We start from the raw sequence: 19,888 nt of genomic DNA on the forward strand, positions 1-19,888 counted from the left end.
CCAACATTTCGATTTCCTTAGCCGTTGGGGCGGATCACGGTGCCGCCACCGCCACGTTCAGCTTGGTCGGCAATTTCACCGGGCGTGGCCTTGCGCTGGCCGCAGCGCTTCCTGAAGCCCTCTCGATCGCCACAGAAAGGCCGATCTTGCTGCGATAACGGAAGCTATCGGCAGTTGCTTTGGCGATCCCAAAGACCTTTACAGGGCCGCCTTCGGTCACATGGGTTTCGACGTCATCGTGGAGCAGGCTTTCTGTAAAGCGCACAATGCGAATAGGTGTGCCATATGACTTCGGAGCTCAGTCTTTGCGACCTATGGCAAGCGACACGTGTGTCGGCAGATGATCGGTGCGGCGGTGGAATGCGAGAGCTGAAACAAGGCAGACAACGGCAATCGGAACACGCTCAGCGATCTCTGCCAGACTATATTGTCGACCCGTGCCTTGCCGCGGCCGGGACACTACCCCAAACATGAGCATACCAGGCGAAGGCGCCCCCGCGCTGGCGCCGGTTCGCGCACGGCTTGACCGGTTAAAAGGGCAGCCGCAGGAGGGTTGGCGTAGCGCCGCTCGGGAACGAGCGGAACCCGGGACCGACTGCCCCCGGCAAGCCGTTCCGCTTGGGGCGGCACCCGAGGTGCCCCTCGCCTCACCTACCCGGCCGTGCCAGTGACCTCGCGATATCGACGATGTCATCGCGCGAGGCGGTTGGGTCCTCCTTGTTCCAGGCGACGCCAAGCCCGACCCTGAAATCGATGCCTCTAACCGCCTTCAGCTCGAAGGCCCGGTTCGGCAGGCTCTCGGTTTCCTTCAATCGCTGGCTGAGCTTACCTCTAGCCCCAGTCGCGATCGTGCCCATGAAACAGTGACGACAGAGAATTTTGGCAAACGGTCCCCCAAGCCTTGATCATCAATGCGCGTGGATCTAATGAGACGCGTCAGTGATCCTAGGAGATTAGAATGCAAGTTCTGGTACGTGACAACAACGTTGAGCAAGCGCTCCGTTTTTTGAAAAAGAAGTTGCAGCGCGAGGGCGTATTCCGGGAGGCCCGACTTCGGGAGCGTTTCGAAAAGCCCTCCGAAAAACGTGCTCGTGAGAAGGCCGAGGGTATCAGGCGTGTCCGTAAGCTTGCTCGCAAAAAGCTTGAGCGGGAAAGCGGTATTTCGGCCCCCAGGAAAGCAAGAGCTTCTGGTCGCTAATGGAGACCGAATGACGGATGTTTCGTCTCGCTGATGCCGCCGCTCCGCCGCGACGATGTCGGGCGATGATCGCTTCGCTGCTCTCCGACGACAATCGCCAGGTCAACGCGCAGTTCACCGAGGTATCCGGCGATTTGACGACCTAACTGCCATGATCGACGGCGGTCGCCACGCTCCCATCTTTTGATACGCTTCTCTACCGTCAATCGACAGGCGTAAATATCGCAGTCTGGCGCAATGCAGTCGCCGGAGGTTCAACGCCTGGCGCACCTACGCCGCCATCGGCGACTAAGCCGACTGCCTCGCGACGATTTCGAAATCGATTTCAATCATGGGCTCGACAGTCTCGCCAGAGATTTTTCTTAATATCGACCGCGCGGCCTTTGTCCCGATCATGCGGCGGTCAATGCGAACTGTCGTCAGCGACGGATAGGTGTGTGGCGCGAAGTCGAAGTCGCCGAACCCGACAATTGCGACATCCTCCGGCATTCTGCATCCTCTTGCAACCGCTTCCGTCAGCGCCCCATGCGCCACGACGTCGGAACTTCCAAAGACGGCGAGCGATCCCCTTCCCCGAGCAAGCAAATGCGCCAATGCCTTCCGCCCGTCGCTGAAAGTAGACGGCGAGTTCATCTCGATATCGGGGATTTCCACCGCCGCGACACCAGAGAGCCGCTTGATGAATCCATCCCTGCGCTGAATGGCGCGAGGATCGTTCGCGCCGATTTGCGCATAACGATCATAGCCCTTCCTGATAAAGTATTCGGCGACCAAGGCGCCGACCTCATAGTGCGAGAAGCCGACAGCGGTATCGAGAGGCGACGGCGTGGAATCCCAGATTTCGACGATCGGCAGACCGGCCCCCGTCAACATAGCCCGCGTTTCCTTCAGATGGGTGATGCCGGTCAGGATGATGCCGTCGGGCCGCCGCGCCAGGATGGCGCGCGTTAGTTCCATCTCCCGGCGGTGGTCATAACCGGACAGGCCCAGCAGGAGTTGATAGCCTTCCAAGACGAGTTCTGCATTCAACCCTTCGATCGCCTCGGCGAAGATGGTGCTGGACACCGATGGAACGATCGCCGCAACCAGCCTTGTTCTGCGGGACGCCAGTCCACCGGCAAGGAGATTAGGCACATATCCTGTCATGGCGATAACGCGTTCTATAGCTTTAAGCGTCTTTGGCTTCACCAGGCTAGGTGTGTTGATCGCGCGCGAGACGGTCACCGGCGAGACCCCGGCAAGCCTGGCGATATCCGCCAGCGTCACCGGTCTAGGTAGGCTGCTTCCCTGTCCGGCCATGGTCATCTCCATCCTCAAATGATTTACGCTTTCATTTTGCCGTTTGGCAAGGCTCGCGACAAAAAAAGTTGTCAATCTCACTTAACTGCCAGGAAAGGCTTGCTGATTCATAAGACGTCCAAGTCTTGCGAGGCAAGAATTTGATGATAGAATGAAAGCGCTTCCATTTTCCGGTTGAGGAGCCGGAACGGAATTTCACTCGGGCATATGCTTGCCCAAGCCGGAGGAGAAATCATGCGTTTAATGCGTTTCATCACAGTGGCGGCGATGGCCGCTTCGATCGCTTCCTTAGCCGCAACTGCGGGTAAGGCCCAGGGCCAGGACTATCCCTCTAAAACAGTGACGGTGATCGTGCCGTTTGCCGCAGGCGGCAATACCGATACCTTCGGCCGCCTCGTGGCCGAACAATTGGGTAAGCGCCTTGGCCAGCGCTTTATCGTGGAGAACAAGCCGGGAGCCGGCGGCAATGTCGGCCTTGGCGATCTCGCCCGCGCGGAGCCTGATGGCTATACGATCGGCATGGGCACGGTCAGTTCCAATGCGATCAACCAGACCCTGTTCAAGACCTTGCCCTATGACAAAGAAAAGGGCTTTGCGCCGCTATCGCTGATCGCCCGGCTGCCGAACGTTCTGGTAGTCAATCCGGAAAAGCTGCCGGTCAATTCCGTGCAGGAACTTATCGAGCTGCTCAAGAAGGAGCCGGGCAAGCATACCTATGCCTCGTCTGGCGTCGGCACTTCGATCCATCTCGCCGGCGAACTGCTTGCCACCAAGGCCGGGGTCAAGATCACCCACGTGCCGTACAAGGGCAGCAGCCAAGCAATCATGGATGTGGTCGCCGGACATATCGATTTCATGTTCGACAACATTCCGACGGCAGCCCAGCAAGTCAAGGCCGGCAAGCTGCGCGCGCTGGCAGTCACCAGTCTCGACAAGGCATCGCTGCTGCCCGACGTGCCGACTATGGACAGCGTCATTCCGGGATTCGAGGCAACGTCCTGGCACGGCATTTTCGCACCGCCAGGCACGCCGCCGGAAATTGTCGAGAGGCTCAGCAAGGAGGTTCAGGCCATCCTTCACGACCCAGCCATGAAGGAGAAGATCGAAGGCATGGGCGCAACGCCGGTCGGCAGTACCTCGGAAGAGTTTGCGACCTTTATCAAGGGCGAAACCGAAAAATGGGCAGAGGTCATCAAGGCGGCGAACGTCCCGCTGCAGTGACATTTCCCACCGGCCGGCGCATCGCGCCGGCCGGCGCCTTCTGACCTATGGATCGTAAAGCCATGTTGAAGATTAGAAACGGTCGCGACTTTGTTGGCGGCGCGGCGATGATCGCCGTTAGCCTAATGTTCATTGGGTTCGGGCGAGAGCTCGATATCGGGAACTCGTTCCAGATGGGACCTGGTTACTTCCCGGTCATGCTGAGCCTGCTGCTGATCGGCATCGGAGTCCTCATCATGGTTCAGTCTCTGGTCGTTGCCGTCAGGGATGAGCCGGATGCACCGGCAAACTGGAAAGCCTACATCCTGGTGATCCTGGCGCCAGTCTTGTTCGGCCTGGCGCTCTCGCACCTAGGCCTCGCACCGACCATGTTTTTGATGGTGGGCGCTGTTAGTTGCGCCAGCAGATATGCCGGGTGGCGCCATTCGATTGCGCTCGCGCTGTTCATGGCGATCAGTTCGGTCGTTCTCTTTACACGGCTCCTGTCGCTTCCCGTCAGCGCCTTCGGCCCATGGATCCCTTTCCTGGGCAACTGACCGATTTATCACCCGCCTGGAGTTTCGTATGGACATCTTTTCCGACCTGTTGCTGGGTGCCGCCACCGCCTTCCAGCCCGTGAACCTGCTCTATGGCTTCATCGGTTGTCTGCTGGGCACCGCTATCGGCGTGCTGCCGGGTCTCGGGCCGACTGCGACGATCGCCATGCTGTTGCCGATCACCTTTGGACTGCAGCCGGAGTCGGCGTTGATTATGCTTGCCGGCATCTTCTATGGCGCCCAGTATGGCGGCTCGACCACCGCGATCCTGATCAATCTTCCGGGCGAAAGCTCGTCGGTCGTCACTGCAATCGACGGCTACCAAATGGCGCGCAACGGTCGCGCGGGCGCGGCGTTGGCAACAGCAGCGCTTGGATCCTTCTTCGCCGGAACGGTCGCGACTTTGCTTCTGGCGGTTGCGGCCCCGCCGCTTGCTGCAGTCGCGCTGAAATTCGGGCCGGCTGAATATTTCTCTCTCATGATTCTCGGCCTCGTCGCCTCGGTAGCGCTTGCCAGCGGTTCACTCCTAAAGGCGTTTGCGATGATCATTTTCGGCCTACTGCTTGGCTCGGTTGGCACCGATGTGGAAAGCGGCATGCAGCGATACATCTTCGGCATTCCAGAGCTTTATGACGGTCTCAATTTCGTCGCAGTCAGCATGGGCATATTCGGCATCTGCGAGATCCTCCGCAATCTCGAGAACGAGCATGAGCGTTCGGTCGGAGTGAAGAAAGTTACTGGCCTGATGCTGACCCGCGACGATTTCAGGCGCATCCGCGGTCCAGTCCTGCGCGGCACAGCGCTCGGCTCGTTCCTGGGCGTGCTGCCAGGCGGTGGCGCCATGCTATCCTCCTTCGCCGCCTATGCGCTGGAAAAGCGCATTTCGCCAAACAGGGCCGAATTCGGAAAGGGCGCGATCGAGGCAGTCGCGGCGCCGGAATCCGCCAATAACGCTGGAGCGCAAACCTCGTTTATTCCTATGCTGACACTTGGCATACCCGGTAACCCGGTCATGGCCCTGATGGTCGGCGCGATGATCATTCAGGGCATTACGCCCGGCCCCAACGTCATCTCCGAGGAACCCGAACTGTTCTGGGGCATGATCGTGTCCATGTGGTCGGGGAACCTGATGCTTGTCGTCCTGAACCTGCCGCTGATCGGGCTTTGGGTGCGTATGCTGGCCATTCCCTACCACCTGCTGTTTCCTGCAATCATCGGCTTCTGCTGCATCGGCGCCTATAGCATCAACAACAGCGCCTTCGACATCTTCATCATGGCAGGCTTCAGCGCGGTCGGTTTTGCGCTCTCCAAGCTGCATTTCGAGCCTGCGCCGCTGCTGTTGGGCTTCATTCTCGGCCCGATGCTGGAAGAGAATTTGCGCCGCGCCATGCTTATCAGCCAGGGCGATCCGACCATCTTCGTACGAAGCCCGCTTAGCCTGTTGCTCTTGGGGGTGGCGGTGGTCGTCCTGGGCCTGGTGCTGGCACCCTCGATCAGCCGCAAGCGCGACGAAGCCTTCACGGAATGACGCGATGCGAACGTTACTGACACAAGGAAGATCTCCGATGACCAGCAATTTGCATAGGGCCCTCACAGGCATCTCCGGCATTCTCGTCACCCCCTATGAGAACGCTGGAGAGGTCGATCCTCGGCGGCAGAGACCTATCGTGGACAAGGCGATTGCCGCAGGTGTGCACATCCTCGTTGCGAACGGCAATACGAGCGAATTTTACGCACTTGCAGTCGAGGAGGCCGAGACTATGGTCGGCGCTTCGGCGGATCATGTGGGTGGCCGCGTTTTGCTGTTGGGGCGGGCGTGGGCAGAGGCGTGCGTGACGCCTGCCGGTTGGCTAGCTAGAACCTCAAGGGCAGCAGGGGCATCGGCGTTGATGATCCACCAACCGCCGGATCCATTTTCATCGCCACGCGGCCTGACTGACTATGTCCGGGCAATCGCCGATGCCGCAGAAGGACTGCCCATAGTGCTTTATCTGCGCAACGACGCCATCGGCATCAAGGCCATAAGAGAGCTCTGTGAGCTGCCTGCGGTTGTCGGCGTCAAATGGGCGACGCCCAATCCGCTGAAACTGGCCGAGGCGATCGCCGCCACCGATCCCCACATCGTCTGGGTCGACGGACTGGCGGAGTCTGGGCTCCGGCCTTCTATGCGGTCTGCGCACGCGGCTTTACGTCCGGCCTCATCAATGTCTGGCCCGAGCGCTCCGTCGCCATTCATTCAGCACTCGAAGCGGGCGACTACCGCAAGGCCAACAGCCTGATTCGCGGGAATGAAAGCATTCGAGGAGATCCGCGCCGAGGAATTGAACGGCACCAATGTGACAGGAGTGAAGGCGGCGCTGGCAGCGATCGGTCATAATTGCGGCGCCACCCGGCCGCCTTCGGCCTGGCCGCTCACTCCATCCCAGCATGCGGACTGCAGGCATTCATCACATCAAACGAAATCCGGATCTGACCGAAGCCAATGCGTCGAAGACTGGCCGGAGACGTCAATGACACCGAAAAAGACCTACGAGCAACTGCGATCCGCCCGCTGGATGGTGCCGGACGACCAACGTTCCTTCGGCCACCGTTCGCGGACGATGCAGATGGGCTATGACCCGGCGGACTGGGAGGGACGGCCGATCGTCGCGATCCTCAACACTTGGTCTGATGCCCAGCCGTGCCACATGCATTTCAAGGATCGGGTGGAATGGGTAAAACGCGGCGTGCTGCAGGCCGGTAGCTTTCCCGTGGAATTGCCCGGCGCTGTCGCTCTCGGAAAACTTCGTCAAACCGACCACCATGCTCTATCGCAACTGGCGATCGAGGCGGAAGAGCTGTTGCGCTCGCACCCGGTCGACGGCGCCGTTACGCCGCACAATGCCTTCTAGCCATCCGTGGCTCTATTTCGGAGGTGCCTCCGAGGCTACTGAACGGGTCGTGGCGACCGAGGCCGACGTGCAGCTCTTCTGGGGCGAACCGCTGGATAGCCTGCGAGAGCGAACCGATCGGCTGAAGTCGCTTAGCAAAGCACTTGATCGCGATCTGCCGCCACCGGAATTCGGCTTGAGGATCACCACCCTTGTTCGCGATACGACGGAGCAAGCCTGGGCGGATGCGGAAGCCAAGGTGGCCAAGACGGCGGAGGGAGCGGCGGGAAGCTGGCAGGATCACCGCCACGGCATTGCCGTTGGTCAGCAACGCCTCCTGGATCTTGCACGGCAAGGCGACGTGCTGGATGACAATCTCTATACGGCGCCAGGCAAATTCGGTGGAGGCGGAGCGGGAACGACTTGGCTGGTTGGCTCAGCTGAGGATGTTGCGCGATCTTTGCGCAGATATGAAGAGCTTGGGATCACCCAGTTTGTGCTCTCAGATACACCATACCTTTCGGAAATTAAATGGCAGGGTCACCAGCTACTTCCGCTTCTAACCTAGCTGGCCGTTGATAGGACGTGGCGAGCGCGATGTCCTACCTTGCGCATTTTAGTGGGTGCGTTGCTCGAGCCGGGATCGATTTCTCTCAGTTGCCAGCCGCCTCGAGGAACTGGCCGAAACAGGCTGATCGCCTCCCTTGATGAAAATTCGAACGCCGGCTGATCCGCTTGCTGTCCTCGCCTCTCTTAATTCCTTCTGCCTCAGCATAGCGCTGTCTACAGGAGATTCGTCAGACGCAACCTCCGACGTTGGACAAAAAGAGCCGTCAGATGGTCTGCGTTCACCGGTCTCTGGCAAAATGAAGTCAAGGTGCTGGCCCGGACATTCGCTGAGTTCATAGACGCGATGACCGACGGTCGCGCCTCCTAGCTGAAAATCGAATATCGTGTCCTCGACCGAGTCAGGCGACGATCGCGCGAAATCTATTGTCCTCGCGCGCACGGAGGATTAACAATCATTCCATGAAGCTGCTTGTGTCCACATACGGATATGTCAAGCGCGGGGGCTGGTGGCCTCCGCCGTCGGAATCTCGGGTTCATACGCGATCCTGAAACCGACGGAGAAATTTCATGAATATCGAACGTGTAGAAGCGCGAGGACGCGTTATCGCCGTGCATTGGATTGACGGCACCACGTCATTCTATCCAAACCTCTTCCTGCGTGACAACGACCAAAAGGGGTTCCACCCACAGACCGGTGAGCGGCAGTTCGATCTGCTGTGCGTGCCGCTCGACCTGACAGCCGAAGCGGTCACGCTCGATGGCGACGCCGTTCACATCGATTGGCGAGGAGATCACGACAGAACGACACTGGCCGCTGATTGGCTTTACAACCATCGCCCGGGTGTACGCGCGGCCGACCCCGCCGATATAGCCGCCGAGATCTGGGAAGCGGACTTACACATTCCCAAAGTGTCTATCAGCGATCTCTCGGACGACCACGTCTTCTTCGAGTGGCTTTGCAACACGAAGAGGCACGGTCTTTCGGTGGTCACCGGGCTCGAAGATAACGAGGAAGCAGGCGTAGCGCTCGGGGAACGCATCGGGTTTCTGAGGCGCACGAATTTCGGCCTTACTTTCCGTGTCGAGACCATTCCCGATCCCAACAATCTTGCGTACACCTCGCACGCCCTGCCCCTTCATACCGACCTTCCGAACCAGGAGATGCCGCCGGGATACCAATTCCTTCACTGTGTGCGGAACGGCGCGGAAGGCGGCGAATCCGTGTTCGCGGACGCTTACATGATTGCCGAGAAGGTCCGCCGTAAGGACGCCGAGGCGTTCCGGCTGCTGACGTCGATACCAATTCCGTACCGCTTCCACGATCGCCAATATGATATTCGCGTGCATAGACCGATGGTCAGTGTTGATGAGCGGGACCGCGTTTTCGATGTCCGCTACAGCGCCCATCTCATGGACAGCTTCGATATACCCGACACCGTGATGGCCGACTACTATGCCGCCTACAGACGGTTCATGGCCGAGACTCGCGACCCGACGAACATCATCACATTCAAAATGAAGCCTGGAGAGATGGTCGTCTTCGACAACAGGCGGATCCTGCATGGTCGAACCGCTTTCGATCCGATGACAGGTCACCGGCTGCTCAAGGGCTTTTATGTCGACCGTGGCGAGTTCGACAGCCGGATCAGGATGCTGGCGCGACAAACTTGAACGGTTGCGCCGACCCATTCTCATAAAGGCCGGCAATCGCAAACAGCCAGGCGGCCGACTGCGGGTTCGACGAAGTCATGACCCTCCCGCGCTTACTCAGAGCGCGGCATCGGCCCCGCGGTGCATAGCACACTTGGCATGCTTACAGCGCTTGATAGCAAGGAAACCGCGGGCACAGCTATCCCCCAGGCGGCTCGCCTTGAAGGGATCGAACCTGGGGCCTGTTTTCATCGACACCGTCGAATTTTCACGGTTTCTCTTTTGCCCTCACAATGGCGTCCGCTTCCTTGCCGTATAGTTCCTCGAAGTGATCGAAGGTCTTGGAAAAATAACCAATACCCTGTGTCGCCGAGCGCAGCGCCCGCGCCAGATCGTTAAGTGCGCCACCCGGAACGAGCGCCCGGAAGATGTCCCATCCCTTGGCGGTTTCATCACGGTCGAAGCCGAGAACCTGACCGTTGAGAGCGGAGACGATCTGGACAAGGCTGCCTGAAAAGACCGACGGGATGTGGAACTCGCAGCGGAAGACCGGCTGCATCAACACGGTCGATCCTTCGGAAAGCGCCTGGCGCACCCCCATTTTCGAAGCAGTCCGGAAGGCGTGTTCCGAACTGTCAACGGTATGGTGCTGACCATCTAACAGCGTTACGCCGACATCGATGACTTCGAAGCCTAGCGGCCCTTTCTCCATCGCTTCGCGCGCGCCCGCTTCGACGGCAGGGATGTAATTGCGCGGAACGGCGCCGCCCTTGATGGTTTCGCCAAAGGTGAAGCCCTGGCCGCGCTCGTTGGGGTGAATGCTCAACTTCACATCCGCGAATTGCCCGGCACCGCCGGTCTGTTTGCGATGGCGGTAATGAACCTCCGATCGTTTCGCGATCGTCTCGCGGTAGATTGGGCTGGGCGTTCGGTCGGTCACGGAGATATGAAAGACATCGGACAGCGTTCGGCAGAGATCACGCAGATGCACCGGCCCCTGGGCGCGGACGAGTTGAGCGCCCGTGCCTTCCTCCTGCAAGACTTCCAGACCGCGATCCGTCTCGGAAAGTTTCGCCAGCGTTTCGGAAAGTTTGTTTTCATCGCGCTCGCTACCCGGAATTAGGATCCTTTCAAGCATCGGCGTGGGTGGTTCCGTCCACTCAGGCGGGGCGACCACCGCGCCGGAGGTCAACAGCGAAGGGACGGGCAGGTGGTCGGACTTGACCGTTGCGAAGACATCCCCCGGCGCAGGCAGAACCGTCGAATTGGACCGCCCGTTTGCGAGATTTTGAACGGCGCCGAGGCTGGAGCCGCCCAGTGATGCGCCTTGCCGCAGTCCCTCGCCAAGTGCGCGCACGAGCACCGTCTTGCCGACATTCTGGCGATGATAGGAGTGGAAGCTCACGGCCGCCAGCTTGCCTTCATCGACAGTTCCCGTATGAGCGAGACGCTGCCGAAGAACCCCTACCGGCGGCGCCTCGTGGCGCAGCGCCTTCATCAGCCTCGTCATGCCGTTGCCGTGAATTGCAGCACCGATCAGGACCGGGATAATTCTGTTTTCCCTTAGAACCCGTGATGAAATAGCATAGAGCGCATCGCTGGATGGCTCGCGGTCCTCGATCAGTTCCTCGAGAAGCCAGTCATCAAATTCGGACAGGTGTTCCAGGAGCTCGGCGCGCGCTTCGTGCTCGCGGTCGGCAGTGCTCTCGGGGATTGCGATCAGCGCCGAAGTCTGGCCTTCCCGGTATCGCCACGCCCGTTCCGAAATCAGATCGCAACTGCCAATGACCCTGTCCCCCTCGCGGATCGGGATCTGGCGAAGCAAAAGGGTGTGGTTGGCGTAGTCTTGAAGCGCGGCGATCACGTCACTCAACCGCCCTCGCGGTTCGTCCATCCGGTTGACGAAGAGGATGCAAGGCGTCCCCGAGGCTTCGACTATCCGCAGATAGGGCGCGGCGAGCACAGCCTCCGCGGGTGCCGATGAAACGCACAGTATGCAGGCGTCGCTGGCAAGAAGCGCGTGCTGCGCATGCGCCAACGCTTCGTTGGGTCCTGGCGCATCCAGTGCACACCACGCCTCGCTTCCAAAGGTGAATTCTGTGAGGTTCAATCCATAAGGCGAGCTGGATTTTCTCGGCGTCCCCTCCAGGGAGCCGAGCCTTTCCACGACTGTCGATTTTCCGGTCTGCGAGGGTCCAAGCACGGTGAAGCAGCGCATCGGCCTTCCTCCAACTGCCATAAACACAATTTTCAGCCATCATAGAATGCCCTGAACCGCTGCAAGGCGCCAGAGGTGTTCAGTGTCACAACGCTTGATCTGGACTTGCATTTGAGGCTGATCCATTCAGGGGCTGAGAACGCATTGACGAATTTGCGATATCGACGTCTATGCGCGACGAACCACTGACATTGTTTGCAGCCGCGGCCGAACGGGCGATCGCCGGGCAGCAGGAGCCGAATGCCTGAACCAGCACTGGTTCCTGACCCTTGCGGATGCCCGCAAAAGATGGAGGATTGGCGTAGAGACTACAATGAGGTTCGGCCACATGGCGCGATCGGCAACAAGGTACCGATTTCGCTTATGAACGGCTCATCGGCACCCCCGCCGAGCTGAGCCATAACCCCGAAAATTCCAGCTCCCGCTGACCCAAAGTCGGGGAGCATTTCAAAAGAACCCTGGAGCGAACTCAAAACTGGATAAAACTTAGGGGCAAGGTCAGGAGGCATGAAGCACGATAGTCGTGCAGCCTGGCCCCGCAGATTGTCGAATCGCAGGAAAGCCTAGCCCGCATCTCTCACAGCGCCTGTGGCGTTGGTTGACGTTGGGCTGTTGGCGGCGGTCGGGGCTGGGCTCCCCGCCGAGGACGCGGGCGGCCGTCGCCGCGATGTTGGGCGTTTTGTCTGGTCCGGCGATGTATCCTCTGTCGTTGGCGGGAAGGGCTCGGGTCCGGTGGCATCATCGGGCCGCGGCGCATATTCGGGCGTGAGCCAGGGCAAATTCCTCGGCATATGGGCAGGCCGAAGCCATCGCCACCTTGATGCGGCGGACCGAGATGCGGACCTGGGCGCCGATCTTCAAGAGCTTCAATCGGATCGTGCCGCAGGTGGCATCGGCAAGGCGGCTACCGGTGAGGCCGAGGCGGCGTAGCGCACAGATCAGCACATAGGCCAAGGATGCAAACCAGAGCCGCAACTGATTGGCGCGCATGGTGTGGGCGCTGGTGCGGTCGGCATAGAGATCGAGCTGGCATTCCTTGATACGGTTCTCCATATCGCCACGGGCGCAGTAAAGCTCCTCGTAAAGCGGTTGTGCCGCCCAGTATTCCGGTTCCAGCGAGGTGACGATGAAGCGCGGATTGGCCCCCGCCATCGTCCATTCGGCCTTGGCCACCACCCGCCGTCGGCATGACCAGCTGCCCTTCGTCGACCACAGGAAGTCGCGGAAGACGCGGGCAGCCTGGCCGCTTGCCTTGGCCGCAAGGCTCGCTTCCTCCAGGGCCTCGGCGATCTTCTCTTCCAACCGCTTGTTGCGGGCAAGGCCAAAGACATAGTCGACGCCGTTTGCCTCGCACCAGTCCATCAGTTCGTCGCGGGCAAAGCCGGAATCGGCCCGCAGGATGATGCGCACGTTGGGCCAGCGCGCGCGGATCTGCTTGACGATCCGCCCGACCTCCTCGACCGCGCCGGCGCTGGCGTCGATATTGGAGCGTCGCAGCTTGGCCGAAAGCAGATGCCGGCCGCAAAAGATGTAGAGCGGCAAATAGCAATAGCCGTCATAATAGCCGTGGAAGAACCGCCCTTCCTGATGGCCGTGCAGCGGATCGTCGGTGGCGTCGAGATCGAGCACGATCTCCTCCGGCGGCCTGTCGTGTGCGTCCACGAACAGCTCCACGAATAGCGCTTCCAGCGCCCCTGCGTCATAGGCGATCTTATGATAGCGCGTCGGCGCGCCGGGGCGGCCGTGCTCCAGCCGGTTCAACGTGGATTTGCCGGCAAGCACCGCACAGTCTTGTCGCTTCGGCGTCAGCCGCTCCGACAGCAGCGCAAGTACCGGGTCGTGGCGCAGCGTGTCGTGATCGTCGACATCCTCATAGCCCAGCGCGATCGCTGCAATGCGCTGCCCGACCAGCGTGCGCATGCTGTGGACCGTGCACTTGCGATCGCGGCCATCAATGAAGCAGCCGGCCACCCGGTCGAATAGCCCGATGGCCCCATCGACGTGGCGAAGCAGCAGCGCACCGGCATCCGAGGTGATCGCGCCGCCGTCGAAACCAGCGATAACTTTGTGGCCGTCGAAGCCTTCAAATCCGAACTGCGCGGAGATACAGTGTGTTTGCATCGGGCCTCCGTAACGAATCTGGTAAGCCTTTGTCGTAAAAGCAGTTTCTCAGATTCGCAGGCCCGATGCACCCCTTACTTTGAGAGATTCAGGCTAGCGCTTTTCCTCGGTAGAAGGCCGTGCGTAATCAGACGGTATAAAGGTTTCCAGCCGGCGAATGGGTTCGAGAACCTCCAGATGCGACGGCTGTCATGCGACGAATCTTGCAGGTCCTAAATCGTTCGTTCCACAATCAGGTCATGGACCGTCTCCAACCATCTCCCGAACCGCGACGGATCGCCGCCAACCTTCATCTCGCCCGAACTCTGAAAATCTTGAAGTGCGGTTTGGTAATCTGGATCGCCGCTGCGCAGGACATTGAGCGCTCGCGCAGCGCTGGCCGTTATCTCGATGGTGACGTCGCCCCGCTCGTCCCGGCGAACTCCGATCCTGAATGACGGTTGGCCATTGATGATGGCAAACCGAATACTCTGGACATGGCCGCCTGCCAGTTCAACGCCATCCGTATAGCGCTCGACAAGCGTGAGATTGACGTCCAGCGTGAGCCCGGCGTCCGAGGCGGCTTCGCACATCAGGGTGCCCACCATCTCGAACCAGGCGACTGTTCCTTGGCGAAATTTCGCTTGCGCGTCCATGTTCATCAGTCCTTCTGAAAGACCGCCGTTTGTCTTGCCGCAGGGGTCAATTGGGGATGCTTTTGAGAGGCTCGGCTCATTCGACCGTGAGGACGATCTTGCCCTGGATGTGACCCTTCGCCGCCTTCTCATGAGCCTGGCGCGCCTCAGGGAGCGGATAGGTGCTGTCAATGACAGTCCGGATCGTGCCATCATCGAGCAGGCGCCCGATTTGTTCCAGCTGCGCGCCGTTGGAGCGAACCTGGGTCGTCGACACAGTCATGCCCCGTGCCGCCGCCTCGTCCGCGCCGGCGAATCCAAGGGGGAAAATCGGAAACAGCGAACCGCCACGCTTTAGCGTGCGAAGGAAACGCTCTGTCTCCGGGCCACCGACGGCATCGATGACAAGGTCGAGATCGCGAACCACGCCCTCTGGAGCCTGCTTTCCATAATCGATGATCTCGTCAGCGCCGAGGTCACGCAGAAGAGTTTCGTTCTTGCCGGAAGCGACAGCGATGACATGAGCACCCTTCCACTTGGCCAGTTGCACCGCGAGATGACCCACGCCTCCGGCTGCACCGTTTACCATCACTGTCTTGCCAGCCAGCGGCACCGGCTCATGGCGGTTCGGCTGTAGCGGATTGGGTTCGTTGTGGCCAAGTTCGATCAAGAACTGCCACGCGGTGAGCAGCGACATCGGTGCCGCCGCAGCCGACACGTGATCGATGCCGGACGGCTTGCGAGCCAGTTCGGACGCGGGCACGCTCACATATTCCGCATAGCCCCGGCTCTCCCCTGCCAGACCGCTCGGAAACCGCACCATGGAATAGACTTCGTCGCCGATCGAAAACTTCCCGACATCTTCGGCGATGGCGTGGACCACGCCGGAAATGTCCGTGCCTGGAACGACAGGAAACGAGACCTTCGGCTGCCACTCCTGCGGAAGCATCTTGTAGCCCTCGCGCAAGTACCAGTCGGGCGGATTGAGGCCGATCGCATGGACCCGGACGAGGACCTCGCCAGCCGTGAGCGCCGGTCGCGGCGCCTCTTCGTACCGAAGCACCTCGGGGCCCCCGAACTCATGAAACCGTACTGCTTTCATAACCTGGCTCACGACAATCTCCATCGATGCATTCCTCTCAGACCGTTATACCCACTCGATTGCCCGTTGATAATGTTGGTGACTTTCGCTTTAATAATGCCATGAAGGAACAAATAGCGCTGGAACGCTTGACCGGTTTGATTGCGTTCGCACGCGCAGGATCGATGGGAAGCTATACGGCTGCCGCACATTCCCTGGCCATCTCGCCCTCGGCCGTCAGCAAAAGCATTCAACGGCTCGAACAGCGGCTGGGTGTGTCCCTCTTCACCCGCACGACACGATCACTCACCCTTACGCCGGAAGGCCGCGAGCTTCACGACCGCGCGCTCAAGCTGCTCCAGGACGCTGAAGCCATCGAACAGACGGCTATGGCAGCGCGGTCGGAGCCCTCCGGGACCCTGCGGGTCGCTGCGTCGCTGCTCATCGGCGTGCATGTGATAGCGCCGGCACTGCCGGCCTTTCGAGCCCTCTACCCCAAGGTGAGCGTCGATCTGCGGCTCAGCGACCAATATCTCGACATGATCGAACAAGGCATAGACGTCGCCGTGCGTATCGGTGATCCCGCGGACTCGCGGTTGTTGTCGCGCAGGCTGGCGCCATACCGGCTGTGCGCCTTCGCTTCCCCTGCCTATCTGGCGGCTCGTGGAATCCCAACGCACCCGGAGGAACTGGAGGGACACGAAACCGTCAGCCTGCGCTACCAGAGCACGGGCCAGACTTTTCGATGGCCTTTCAAGATAGGCGATAGAACCATTGAAATCCTCCCGCGGTCCAAGCTGATCGTCGACGCGAGCGATGCGCTGGTAGAGATGCTTGCCGCGGGTGGCGGCATTGGCGTTGCCGCGACCTTCGTGACGGCGCCGCACGTGGCGCGCGGAGATCTGGTTCCGGTCCTATCCGAATTTGCCGTCGAGCGGCACAACATCACTGCGCTCTGGCCCGAGAGCCGCAAGACAAATCCAGCCGTGCGCGCTTTCATTGCTCGGCTGCAGGATGTGTTCCGAGAGCGAATGAATGCTGCGTCGACGCCTTAACGTGTTGAGCTAACAGGCAGAAATATGATTTGCGTCATCACCTTCTCCAGATCGTTCTCGCGTGCGAGATTAGCGCCGGCACGATTGAGGATCTCCAAAGCCCGGGTGCGCTCCCGAAGGGCGATCTCGATTTGCCGCTGCTCGGTGCGATCTCTCAGGATCTTCACGAACCCGACCAACTCTTGCCCGTCACCGAAGAGCGGCGTCGTCTCTCCGACGGCCCAGATCCGTCCCCATCTTTTCGCATCCGCCAGCCTTCACCTCCTCCTTTGCCGTTCAGGCGAGCATCGGCGAGCGCAGCTGCCAGCAAATCGAGGGCGCCCTCGTCACTTGGGAAGATTTAGATCAGCGTCTTTCCGAGCATCTCCTCCTGCGACCATCCGAGCAGCCTTTCGGCACCTTTGCTCCAGCTGGTGATATTGCCTTCAGCGTCGAGGGTTATGATCCCGGTATCGATGGCGCTGTTGAGGATTTGTTGAAGGCGTTCGGCGGGAAAATTGATTGGGGATTTCATCGTGCCTCGTGGCTGACCTGCATTGCAGGCAGAACTACCACAACGCAAAAGCCTCGGAAGAGTTCATGCGAGAGGGTGTCCGATGGTCCGACCACGCCACGCGCCGCAAAGGGGAACGCTGATAGAATTCGCATGGATATTGAGATCGCGGCCGGGATCGCCTTATGGCCTCGCGCTCGGTGAACCACTCTGGCTGAATCGGACGGCGCAGGAACAGTGCTGCCTGAACAGATGCTAATCTGCCGTACCGTGGTTTTGCGGCGTAACGCGCGATAACGGACCACTCACGCTGCACTGAAAGCCATCTGGGGCAAAGGAGATGTCGGGAAGCGATCCGAACAAGGACCCCAAAGCTGATCGAACATATCTGGTGCCATAGCCTTGCCGCGTCGGTTCACGCACCGGCGGACCGCCCGCTTCGATCCAGTTCAAGTACAAATTGGGGCCGCCCGCTTCCGCGATCGTCCAGACGATTTCGACCGTCCCGTCGGGCTCGGACAATGCGCCATATTTGATGGCATTCGTTATGAGTTCGTGCAAACACAGTGCTATCGTGGTTCCGGCCTCGCGGCTGACCGTGATCTCCGGGCCGCTGACGTTGATGCGGCTCATGCCATCACCGTTGTACGGAGAAACCGTCAGGCCGACGACGTCGTACAGCGAGACCTCCTCTCCGCCGGCCTCGAAGACAGCAGTATGGACATTGGAAAGCGCCTGAAGACGGCTTGTGAAATCGTCGGCCAAGTCATCGATAGATGCAGCGCCGCGCCTGGTCATCCGGAAGATCGAGCTGACACTCGCCAGGATGTTCTTTACCCGATGATTAAGCTCCAGACGCAGCTCTCGCTCCCGTTCGATGGAATCGCGAACCTGGCGCTGGCGCAGTCGCACCAGCATATTCGACTGGATCGCGTTCACGAATTCCAACGGTGCGATCGGACGCGTATGGAACAGTAGGCGAGCATCCGGCCAGGAAGCCTGCAGTCGGGTGCGTATTCTCGCGACAGGCGCAGAACGCTCCAACAATACGAAGATTGGAACTTCAGACCAGCCAGCCTGCTCCGCGAGATGTTCGGCGATTTTGTCTACGACCTCGGAACTGAGCGCCTCGTGGGTGATAACGATGATCCCGGGTGACAAGGAAAGATGCTGGACCAGATCCTCGTCCGCCTTGACTGCTTTGACCTCAACCGCCTGCTCATGAAGGGACGCTGCTATATACTCGGCATCCTTGCGAAAAGGAGCGAGGACGAGAACCCAGTCCAGTTCGCTTTCGGGCGTAACGATGTTCATTTCGGATCAGGCAAGGGATTGTAGGCCACAACACTCACGCTGCCGCTCTCGATCAGCAGCTCGCGGACGTTGAGATCGTGCGGTCCATGACGCTCTTGACCACCGTGATGTTTCGGCGCAGGCGGCCTTCGTGCTCAACGATCCGAAGCAGGAGGACGGTGTCGCCGAGAAAGCTGACATCGACGTCGATCCCGACATTTTGGCCGAGCAGGCCGTGTTGCGCGACGATGAGCATGGTCAGGACACCGGACCTGGCGAGGTATTTCAGGAGCGATTGGATGTCGCGAACGGCTTTCTCCCGATGCGGCAGAGAGTTGAGGTAACCGGTCAAACTGTCGATCACCACGACCCGCGACTTGTTTTGGGTGACCGCCTCTTGAACGATCTGCCCAAATTCACCGGGCGAAATCTCGTTCGGGTTAAAATCCCGCAGGACCAGCTTACCATCCTTGTGGAATTGCCGCAGTTCCATGCCCAAACCTTCGGAGCGGCGGAAGAACGTCTCCAATCGCTCCTCAAACAGAAACAGCGCGACATTCTCGCCTCGTTCCAGCGCCGCCGTCGCGTAGAGGGACGACATGGTCGATTTGCCGGTGCCTGACTGGCCGATTACCAGTGTGGTAGTTCCGGCCTCCTGACCACCACCGAACATCTCGTCGAGTTCGGCCACGCCAGACTTGATCAGTTGTGGCTTGGCGATTTCTGGCGCTGTGCTCGGTGTGATACGAGGGAAGACGACGACGCCCTCACCTTCACGTATCGCCATATCGTGGTAGCCGTCAGCCACAGGCACGCTACGCATCTTGGAGACCTCGATGCGGCGGCGTATGCCGCCATATTCTTCCAGTGATTTGTCGAAGCGAATGACACCGTGCGCCAGCCCCTCGACCTCCTCACCGCTGCGGTCGTTGCCGGCTGTCTGCGTATCCAACAACAGCGCCACGACATCCTGTTTCGCCAGGAAGGACTTGAAGCCGATCAACTCGCGACGGAACCGCGGCGAGTCACCGGTGATCAAGCGGATCTCAAGAAGTGAGTCGTAGACGAGGCGGCGAGGCTTATGTTTTTCAATCGCGACTTCGATGGCTTTCCTGGTCTCGTCCAGCCGGAGATCAGTGGTCAAGAATATGCTCTGGTCGTCGGCCTCGTTGACCGCGCCGGATGTGGACAGCTCTTCGACGCGGATCCCGTCGAGCGTCCAACCGTGCGACACGGCAATGGCTTCGAGTTCCGCAGCTGTCTGCGAAAGCGTCACGTAAATGCAGCTTTCGCCCGCCTCGACGCCGGCGCGCAGGAATTGCAGCGCGGCCGTTGTCTTGCCCGATCCCGGCGCGCCCTGCAGCATATAAAGATTGGATGCCGGCAGGCCACCGCGTAGGATTTCGTCAAGTCCACCAATCCCGGTGCTGACGATCGAGGTCCTTTTCCGTTTTGTCATATTCGTCTTTCGCTAGGATTGTGTTGCGCAAATGGGACCGATGGCGCGCATCGTCTGGGAAGGGACGCAATTGCTGTTATATTTCTGTTTCTCAAAACATCAACAGCAGTGGATGGCCCAACCGACCCGCATTCGCTCACCTTCCAAACGCAGCCGCGGCGCTGTGCAAGCCATGTGACGGGTTGTTCAGACCTATCTACGCATGGCCTG

General features: G+C 59.8%; 17 protein-coding genes and 5 pseudogenes. 11 read left to right on the forward strand and 11 right to left on the reverse strand.

Features of this window, described 5'->3' with window-relative positions:
* Positions 1-17: 17 nt before the first annotated feature.
* Both BA011_RS28930 and BA011_RS28935 read right to left on the reverse strand, forming a co-directional pair.
* Positions 18-478: pseudogene (locus tag BA011_RS28930) on the reverse strand (type IV toxin-antitoxin system AbiEi family antitoxin domain-containing protein).
* Between the two features lie 169 nt (positions 479-647).
* Positions 648-803: pseudogene (locus BA011_RS28935) on the reverse strand (LysR family transcriptional regulator); the annotation flags it as partial.
* A 155-nt stretch (positions 804-958) separates the two neighbouring features.
* Here BA011_RS28935 and rpsU point away from each other — a divergent pair.
* Both rpsU and BA011_RS46140 read left to right on the forward strand, forming a co-directional pair.
* A complete protein-coding gene (gene rpsU, locus BA011_RS28940) occupies positions 959-1,198 on the forward strand; it encodes a 30S ribosomal protein S21 (protein ID WP_028734557.1) in 240 nt (79 codons plus the stop codon).
* A gap of 17 nt (positions 1,199-1,215) precedes the next feature.
* Positions 1,216-1,344, forward strand: a complete 129-nt coding sequence (locus tag BA011_RS46140) for a hypothetical protein (protein WP_257785319.1) — start codon at positions 1,216-1,218, stop codon at positions 1,342-1,344.
* 142 nt (positions 1,345-1,486) lie between these two features.
* Here BA011_RS46140 and BA011_RS28945 read toward each other — a convergent pair whose 3' ends face one another.
* A complete protein-coding gene (locus tag BA011_RS28945) occupies positions 1,487-2,497 on the reverse strand; it encodes a LacI family DNA-binding transcriptional regulator (RefSeq protein WP_065283563.1) in 1,011 nt (336 codons plus the stop codon).
* Positions 2,498-2,731: 234 nt separating this feature from the next.
* Here BA011_RS28945 and BA011_RS28950 point away from each other — a divergent pair, with 234 nt between their 5' ends.
* The 7 genes and pseudogenes from BA011_RS28950 to BA011_RS28980 all read left to right on the forward strand — a co-directional run bounded on the left by BA011_RS28950 (position 2,732) and on the right by BA011_RS28980 (position 9,365).
* The gene (locus BA011_RS28950; RefSeq protein WP_065283356.1) at positions 2,732-3,718 is read left to right on the forward strand and encodes a Bug family tripartite tricarboxylate transporter substrate binding protein; all 987 of its coding nucleotides are present in this window, start codon (positions 2,732-2,734) and stop codon (positions 3,716-3,718) included.
* Positions 3,719-3,780: 62 nt separating this feature from the next.
* On the forward strand, positions 3,781-4,254 hold the full coding sequence (locus BA011_RS28955) for a tripartite tricarboxylate transporter TctB family protein (RefSeq protein WP_065283357.1): 474 nt from the start codon (positions 3,781-3,783) through the stop codon (positions 4,252-4,254).
* A 28-nt stretch (positions 4,255-4,282) separates the two neighbouring features.
* A complete protein-coding gene (locus BA011_RS28960; protein WP_065283358.1) occupies positions 4,283-5,782 on the forward strand; it encodes a tripartite tricarboxylate transporter permease in 1,500 nt (499 codons plus the stop codon).
* Between the two features lie 37 nt (positions 5,783-5,819).
* Positions 5,820-6,533, forward strand: a complete 714-nt coding sequence (locus tag BA011_RS28965) for a dihydrodipicolinate synthase family protein (RefSeq protein WP_237352716.1) — start codon at positions 5,820-5,822, stop codon at positions 6,531-6,533.
* Positions 6,534-6,764: 231 nt separating this feature from the next.
* On the forward strand, positions 6,765-7,145 hold the full coding sequence (locus tag BA011_RS28970) for a dihydroxy-acid dehydratase (RefSeq protein WP_065283359.1): 381 nt from the start codon (positions 6,765-6,767) through the stop codon (positions 7,143-7,145).
* 1 nt (position 7,146) lies between these two features.
* A pseudogene (locus BA011_RS28975) lies at positions 7,147-7,692 on the forward strand (LLM class flavin-dependent oxidoreductase); the annotation flags it as partial.
* Positions 7,693-8,261: 569 nt separating this feature from the next.
* Positions 8,262-9,365 carry a TauD/TfdA family dioxygenase gene (locus tag BA011_RS28980; RefSeq protein ID WP_065283360.1) on the forward strand — a complete coding sequence of 368 codons (1,104 nt, stop codon included), beginning with the start codon at positions 8,262-8,264 and terminating at the stop codon, positions 9,363-9,365.
* Between the two features lie 247 nt (positions 9,366-9,612).
* On the opposite strand, the gene BA011_RS28985 is transcribed toward BA011_RS28980, so the two are convergent.
* Positions 9,613-11,562, reverse strand: a complete 1,950-nt coding sequence (locus BA011_RS28985; RefSeq protein ID WP_065283361.1) for an elongation factor G — start codon at positions 11,560-11,562, stop codon at positions 9,613-9,615.
* A gap of 235 nt (positions 11,563-11,797) precedes the next feature.
* Here BA011_RS28985 and BA011_RS42465 point away from each other — a divergent pair.
* Positions 11,798-11,958 (forward strand): annotated as a pseudogene (locus BA011_RS42465) (integrase core domain-containing protein); the annotation flags it as partial.
* 342 nt (positions 11,959-12,300) lie between these two features.
* Here BA011_RS42465 and BA011_RS28990 read toward each other — a convergent pair.
* The 3 genes from BA011_RS28990 to BA011_RS29000 form a co-directional block, all read right to left on the reverse strand.
* Entirely contained in the window at positions 12,301-13,683 is a 1,383-nt protein-coding gene (locus BA011_RS28990) for an IS1380 family transposase (protein WP_065281161.1), read from the reverse strand.
* A 212-nt stretch (positions 13,684-13,895) separates the two neighbouring features.
* Positions 13,896-14,324 carry a hypothetical protein gene (locus BA011_RS28995; RefSeq protein ID WP_237352717.1) on the reverse strand — a complete coding sequence of 143 codons (429 nt, stop codon included), beginning with the start codon at positions 14,322-14,324 and terminating at the stop codon, positions 13,896-13,898.
* Between the two features lie 70 nt (positions 14,325-14,394).
* Positions 14,395-15,399 (reverse strand): NADP-dependent oxidoreductase, encoded by a 1,005-nt coding sequence (locus BA011_RS29000; RefSeq protein ID WP_065283565.1) that lies wholly within the window; start codon positions 15,397-15,399, stop codon positions 14,395-14,397.
* 101 nt (positions 15,400-15,500) lie between these two features.
* Between BA011_RS29000 and BA011_RS29005 the strand changes: the two genes are divergently transcribed.
* The gene (locus tag BA011_RS29005) at positions 15,501-16,433 is read left to right on the forward strand and encodes a LysR family transcriptional regulator (protein ID WP_065283362.1); all 933 of its coding nucleotides are present in this window, start codon (positions 15,501-15,503) and stop codon (positions 16,431-16,433) included.
* Here BA011_RS29005 and BA011_RS45355 read toward each other — a convergent pair.
* The 4 genes and pseudogenes from BA011_RS45355 to BA011_RS29020 form a co-directional block, all read right to left on the reverse strand.
* Entirely contained in the window at positions 16,430-16,600 is a 171-nt protein-coding gene (locus tag BA011_RS45355) for a hypothetical protein (RefSeq protein WP_237352718.1), read from the reverse strand. The genes BA011_RS29005 and BA011_RS45355 overlap by 4 nt on opposite strands.
* A gap of 173 nt (positions 16,601-16,773) precedes the next feature.
* Entirely contained in the window at positions 16,774-16,947 is a 174-nt protein-coding gene (locus tag BA011_RS45360) for a PAS domain-containing protein (RefSeq protein ID WP_237352719.1), read from the reverse strand.
* 234 nt (positions 16,948-17,181) lie between these two features.
* Positions 17,182-18,240, reverse strand: a complete 1,059-nt coding sequence (locus tag BA011_RS29015; protein WP_065283364.1) for a sensor histidine kinase — start codon at positions 18,238-18,240, stop codon at positions 17,182-17,184.
* Positions 18,237-19,678, reverse strand: a pseudogene (locus BA011_RS29020) (ATPase domain-containing protein). The gene BA011_RS29015 and the pseudogene BA011_RS29020 overlap by 4 nt, the downstream one beginning before the upstream one ends.
* Positions 19,679-19,888: the final 210 nt, after the last annotated feature.

Source organism: Rhizobium leguminosarum, assembly GCF_001679785.1.
Lineage (GTDB): Bacteria > Pseudomonadota > Alphaproteobacteria > Rhizobiales > Rhizobiaceae > Rhizobium > Rhizobium leguminosarum_R.

Coding starts and splice junctions, on each gene's coding strand:
- rpsU (WP_028734557.1), top strand. CDS start 959: ATGCAAGTTCTGGTACGTGACAACAACGTTGAGCAAGCGCTCCGTTTT.
- BA011_RS46140 (WP_257785319.1), top strand. CDS start 1,216: ATGTTTCGTCTCGCTGATGCCGCCGCTCCGCCGCGACGATGTCGGGCG.
- BA011_RS28945 (WP_065283563.1), bottom strand. CDS start 2,497: ATGGCCGGACAGGGAAGCAGCCTACCTAGACCGGTGACGCTGGCGGAT.
- BA011_RS28950 (WP_065283356.1), top strand. CDS start 2,732: ATGCGTTTAATGCGTTTCATCACAGTGGCGGCGATGGCCGCTTCGATC.
- BA011_RS28955 (WP_065283357.1), top strand. CDS start 3,781: ATGTTGAAGATTAGAAACGGTCGCGACTTTGTTGGCGGCGCGGCGATG.
- BA011_RS28960 (WP_065283358.1), top strand. CDS start 4,283: ATGGACATCTTTTCCGACCTGTTGCTGGGTGCCGCCACCGCCTTCCAG.
- BA011_RS28965 (WP_237352716.1), top strand. CDS start 5,820: ATGACCAGCAATTTGCATAGGGCCCTCACAGGCATCTCCGGCATTCTC.
- BA011_RS28970 (WP_065283359.1), top strand. CDS start 6,765: ATGACACCGAAAAAGACCTACGAGCAACTGCGATCCGCCCGCTGGATG.
- BA011_RS28980 (WP_065283360.1), top strand. CDS start 8,262: ATGAATATCGAACGTGTAGAAGCGCGAGGACGCGTTATCGCCGTGCAT.
- BA011_RS28985 (WP_065283361.1), bottom strand. CDS start 11,562: ATGCGCTGCTTCACCGTGCTTGGACCCTCGCAGACCGGAAAATCGACA.
- BA011_RS28990 (WP_065281161.1), bottom strand. CDS start 13,683: ATGCAAACACACTGTATCTCCGCGCAGTTCGGATTTGAAGGCTTCGAC.
- BA011_RS28995 (WP_237352717.1), bottom strand. CDS start 14,324: ATGAACATGGACGCGCAAGCGAAATTTCGCCAAGGAACAGTCGCCTGG.
- BA011_RS29000 (WP_065283565.1), bottom strand. CDS start 15,399: ATGAAAGCAGTACGGTTTCATGAGTTCGGGGGCCCCGAGGTGCTTCGG.
- BA011_RS29005 (WP_065283362.1), top strand. CDS start 15,501: ATGAAGGAACAAATAGCGCTGGAACGCTTGACCGGTTTGATTGCGTTC.
- BA011_RS45360 (WP_237352719.1), bottom strand. CDS start 16,947: ATGAAATCCCCAATCAATTTTCCCGCCGAACGCCTTCAACAAATCCTC.
- BA011_RS29015 (WP_065283364.1), bottom strand. CDS start 18,240: ATGAACATCGTTACGCCCGAAAGCGAACTGGACTGGGTTCTCGTCCTC.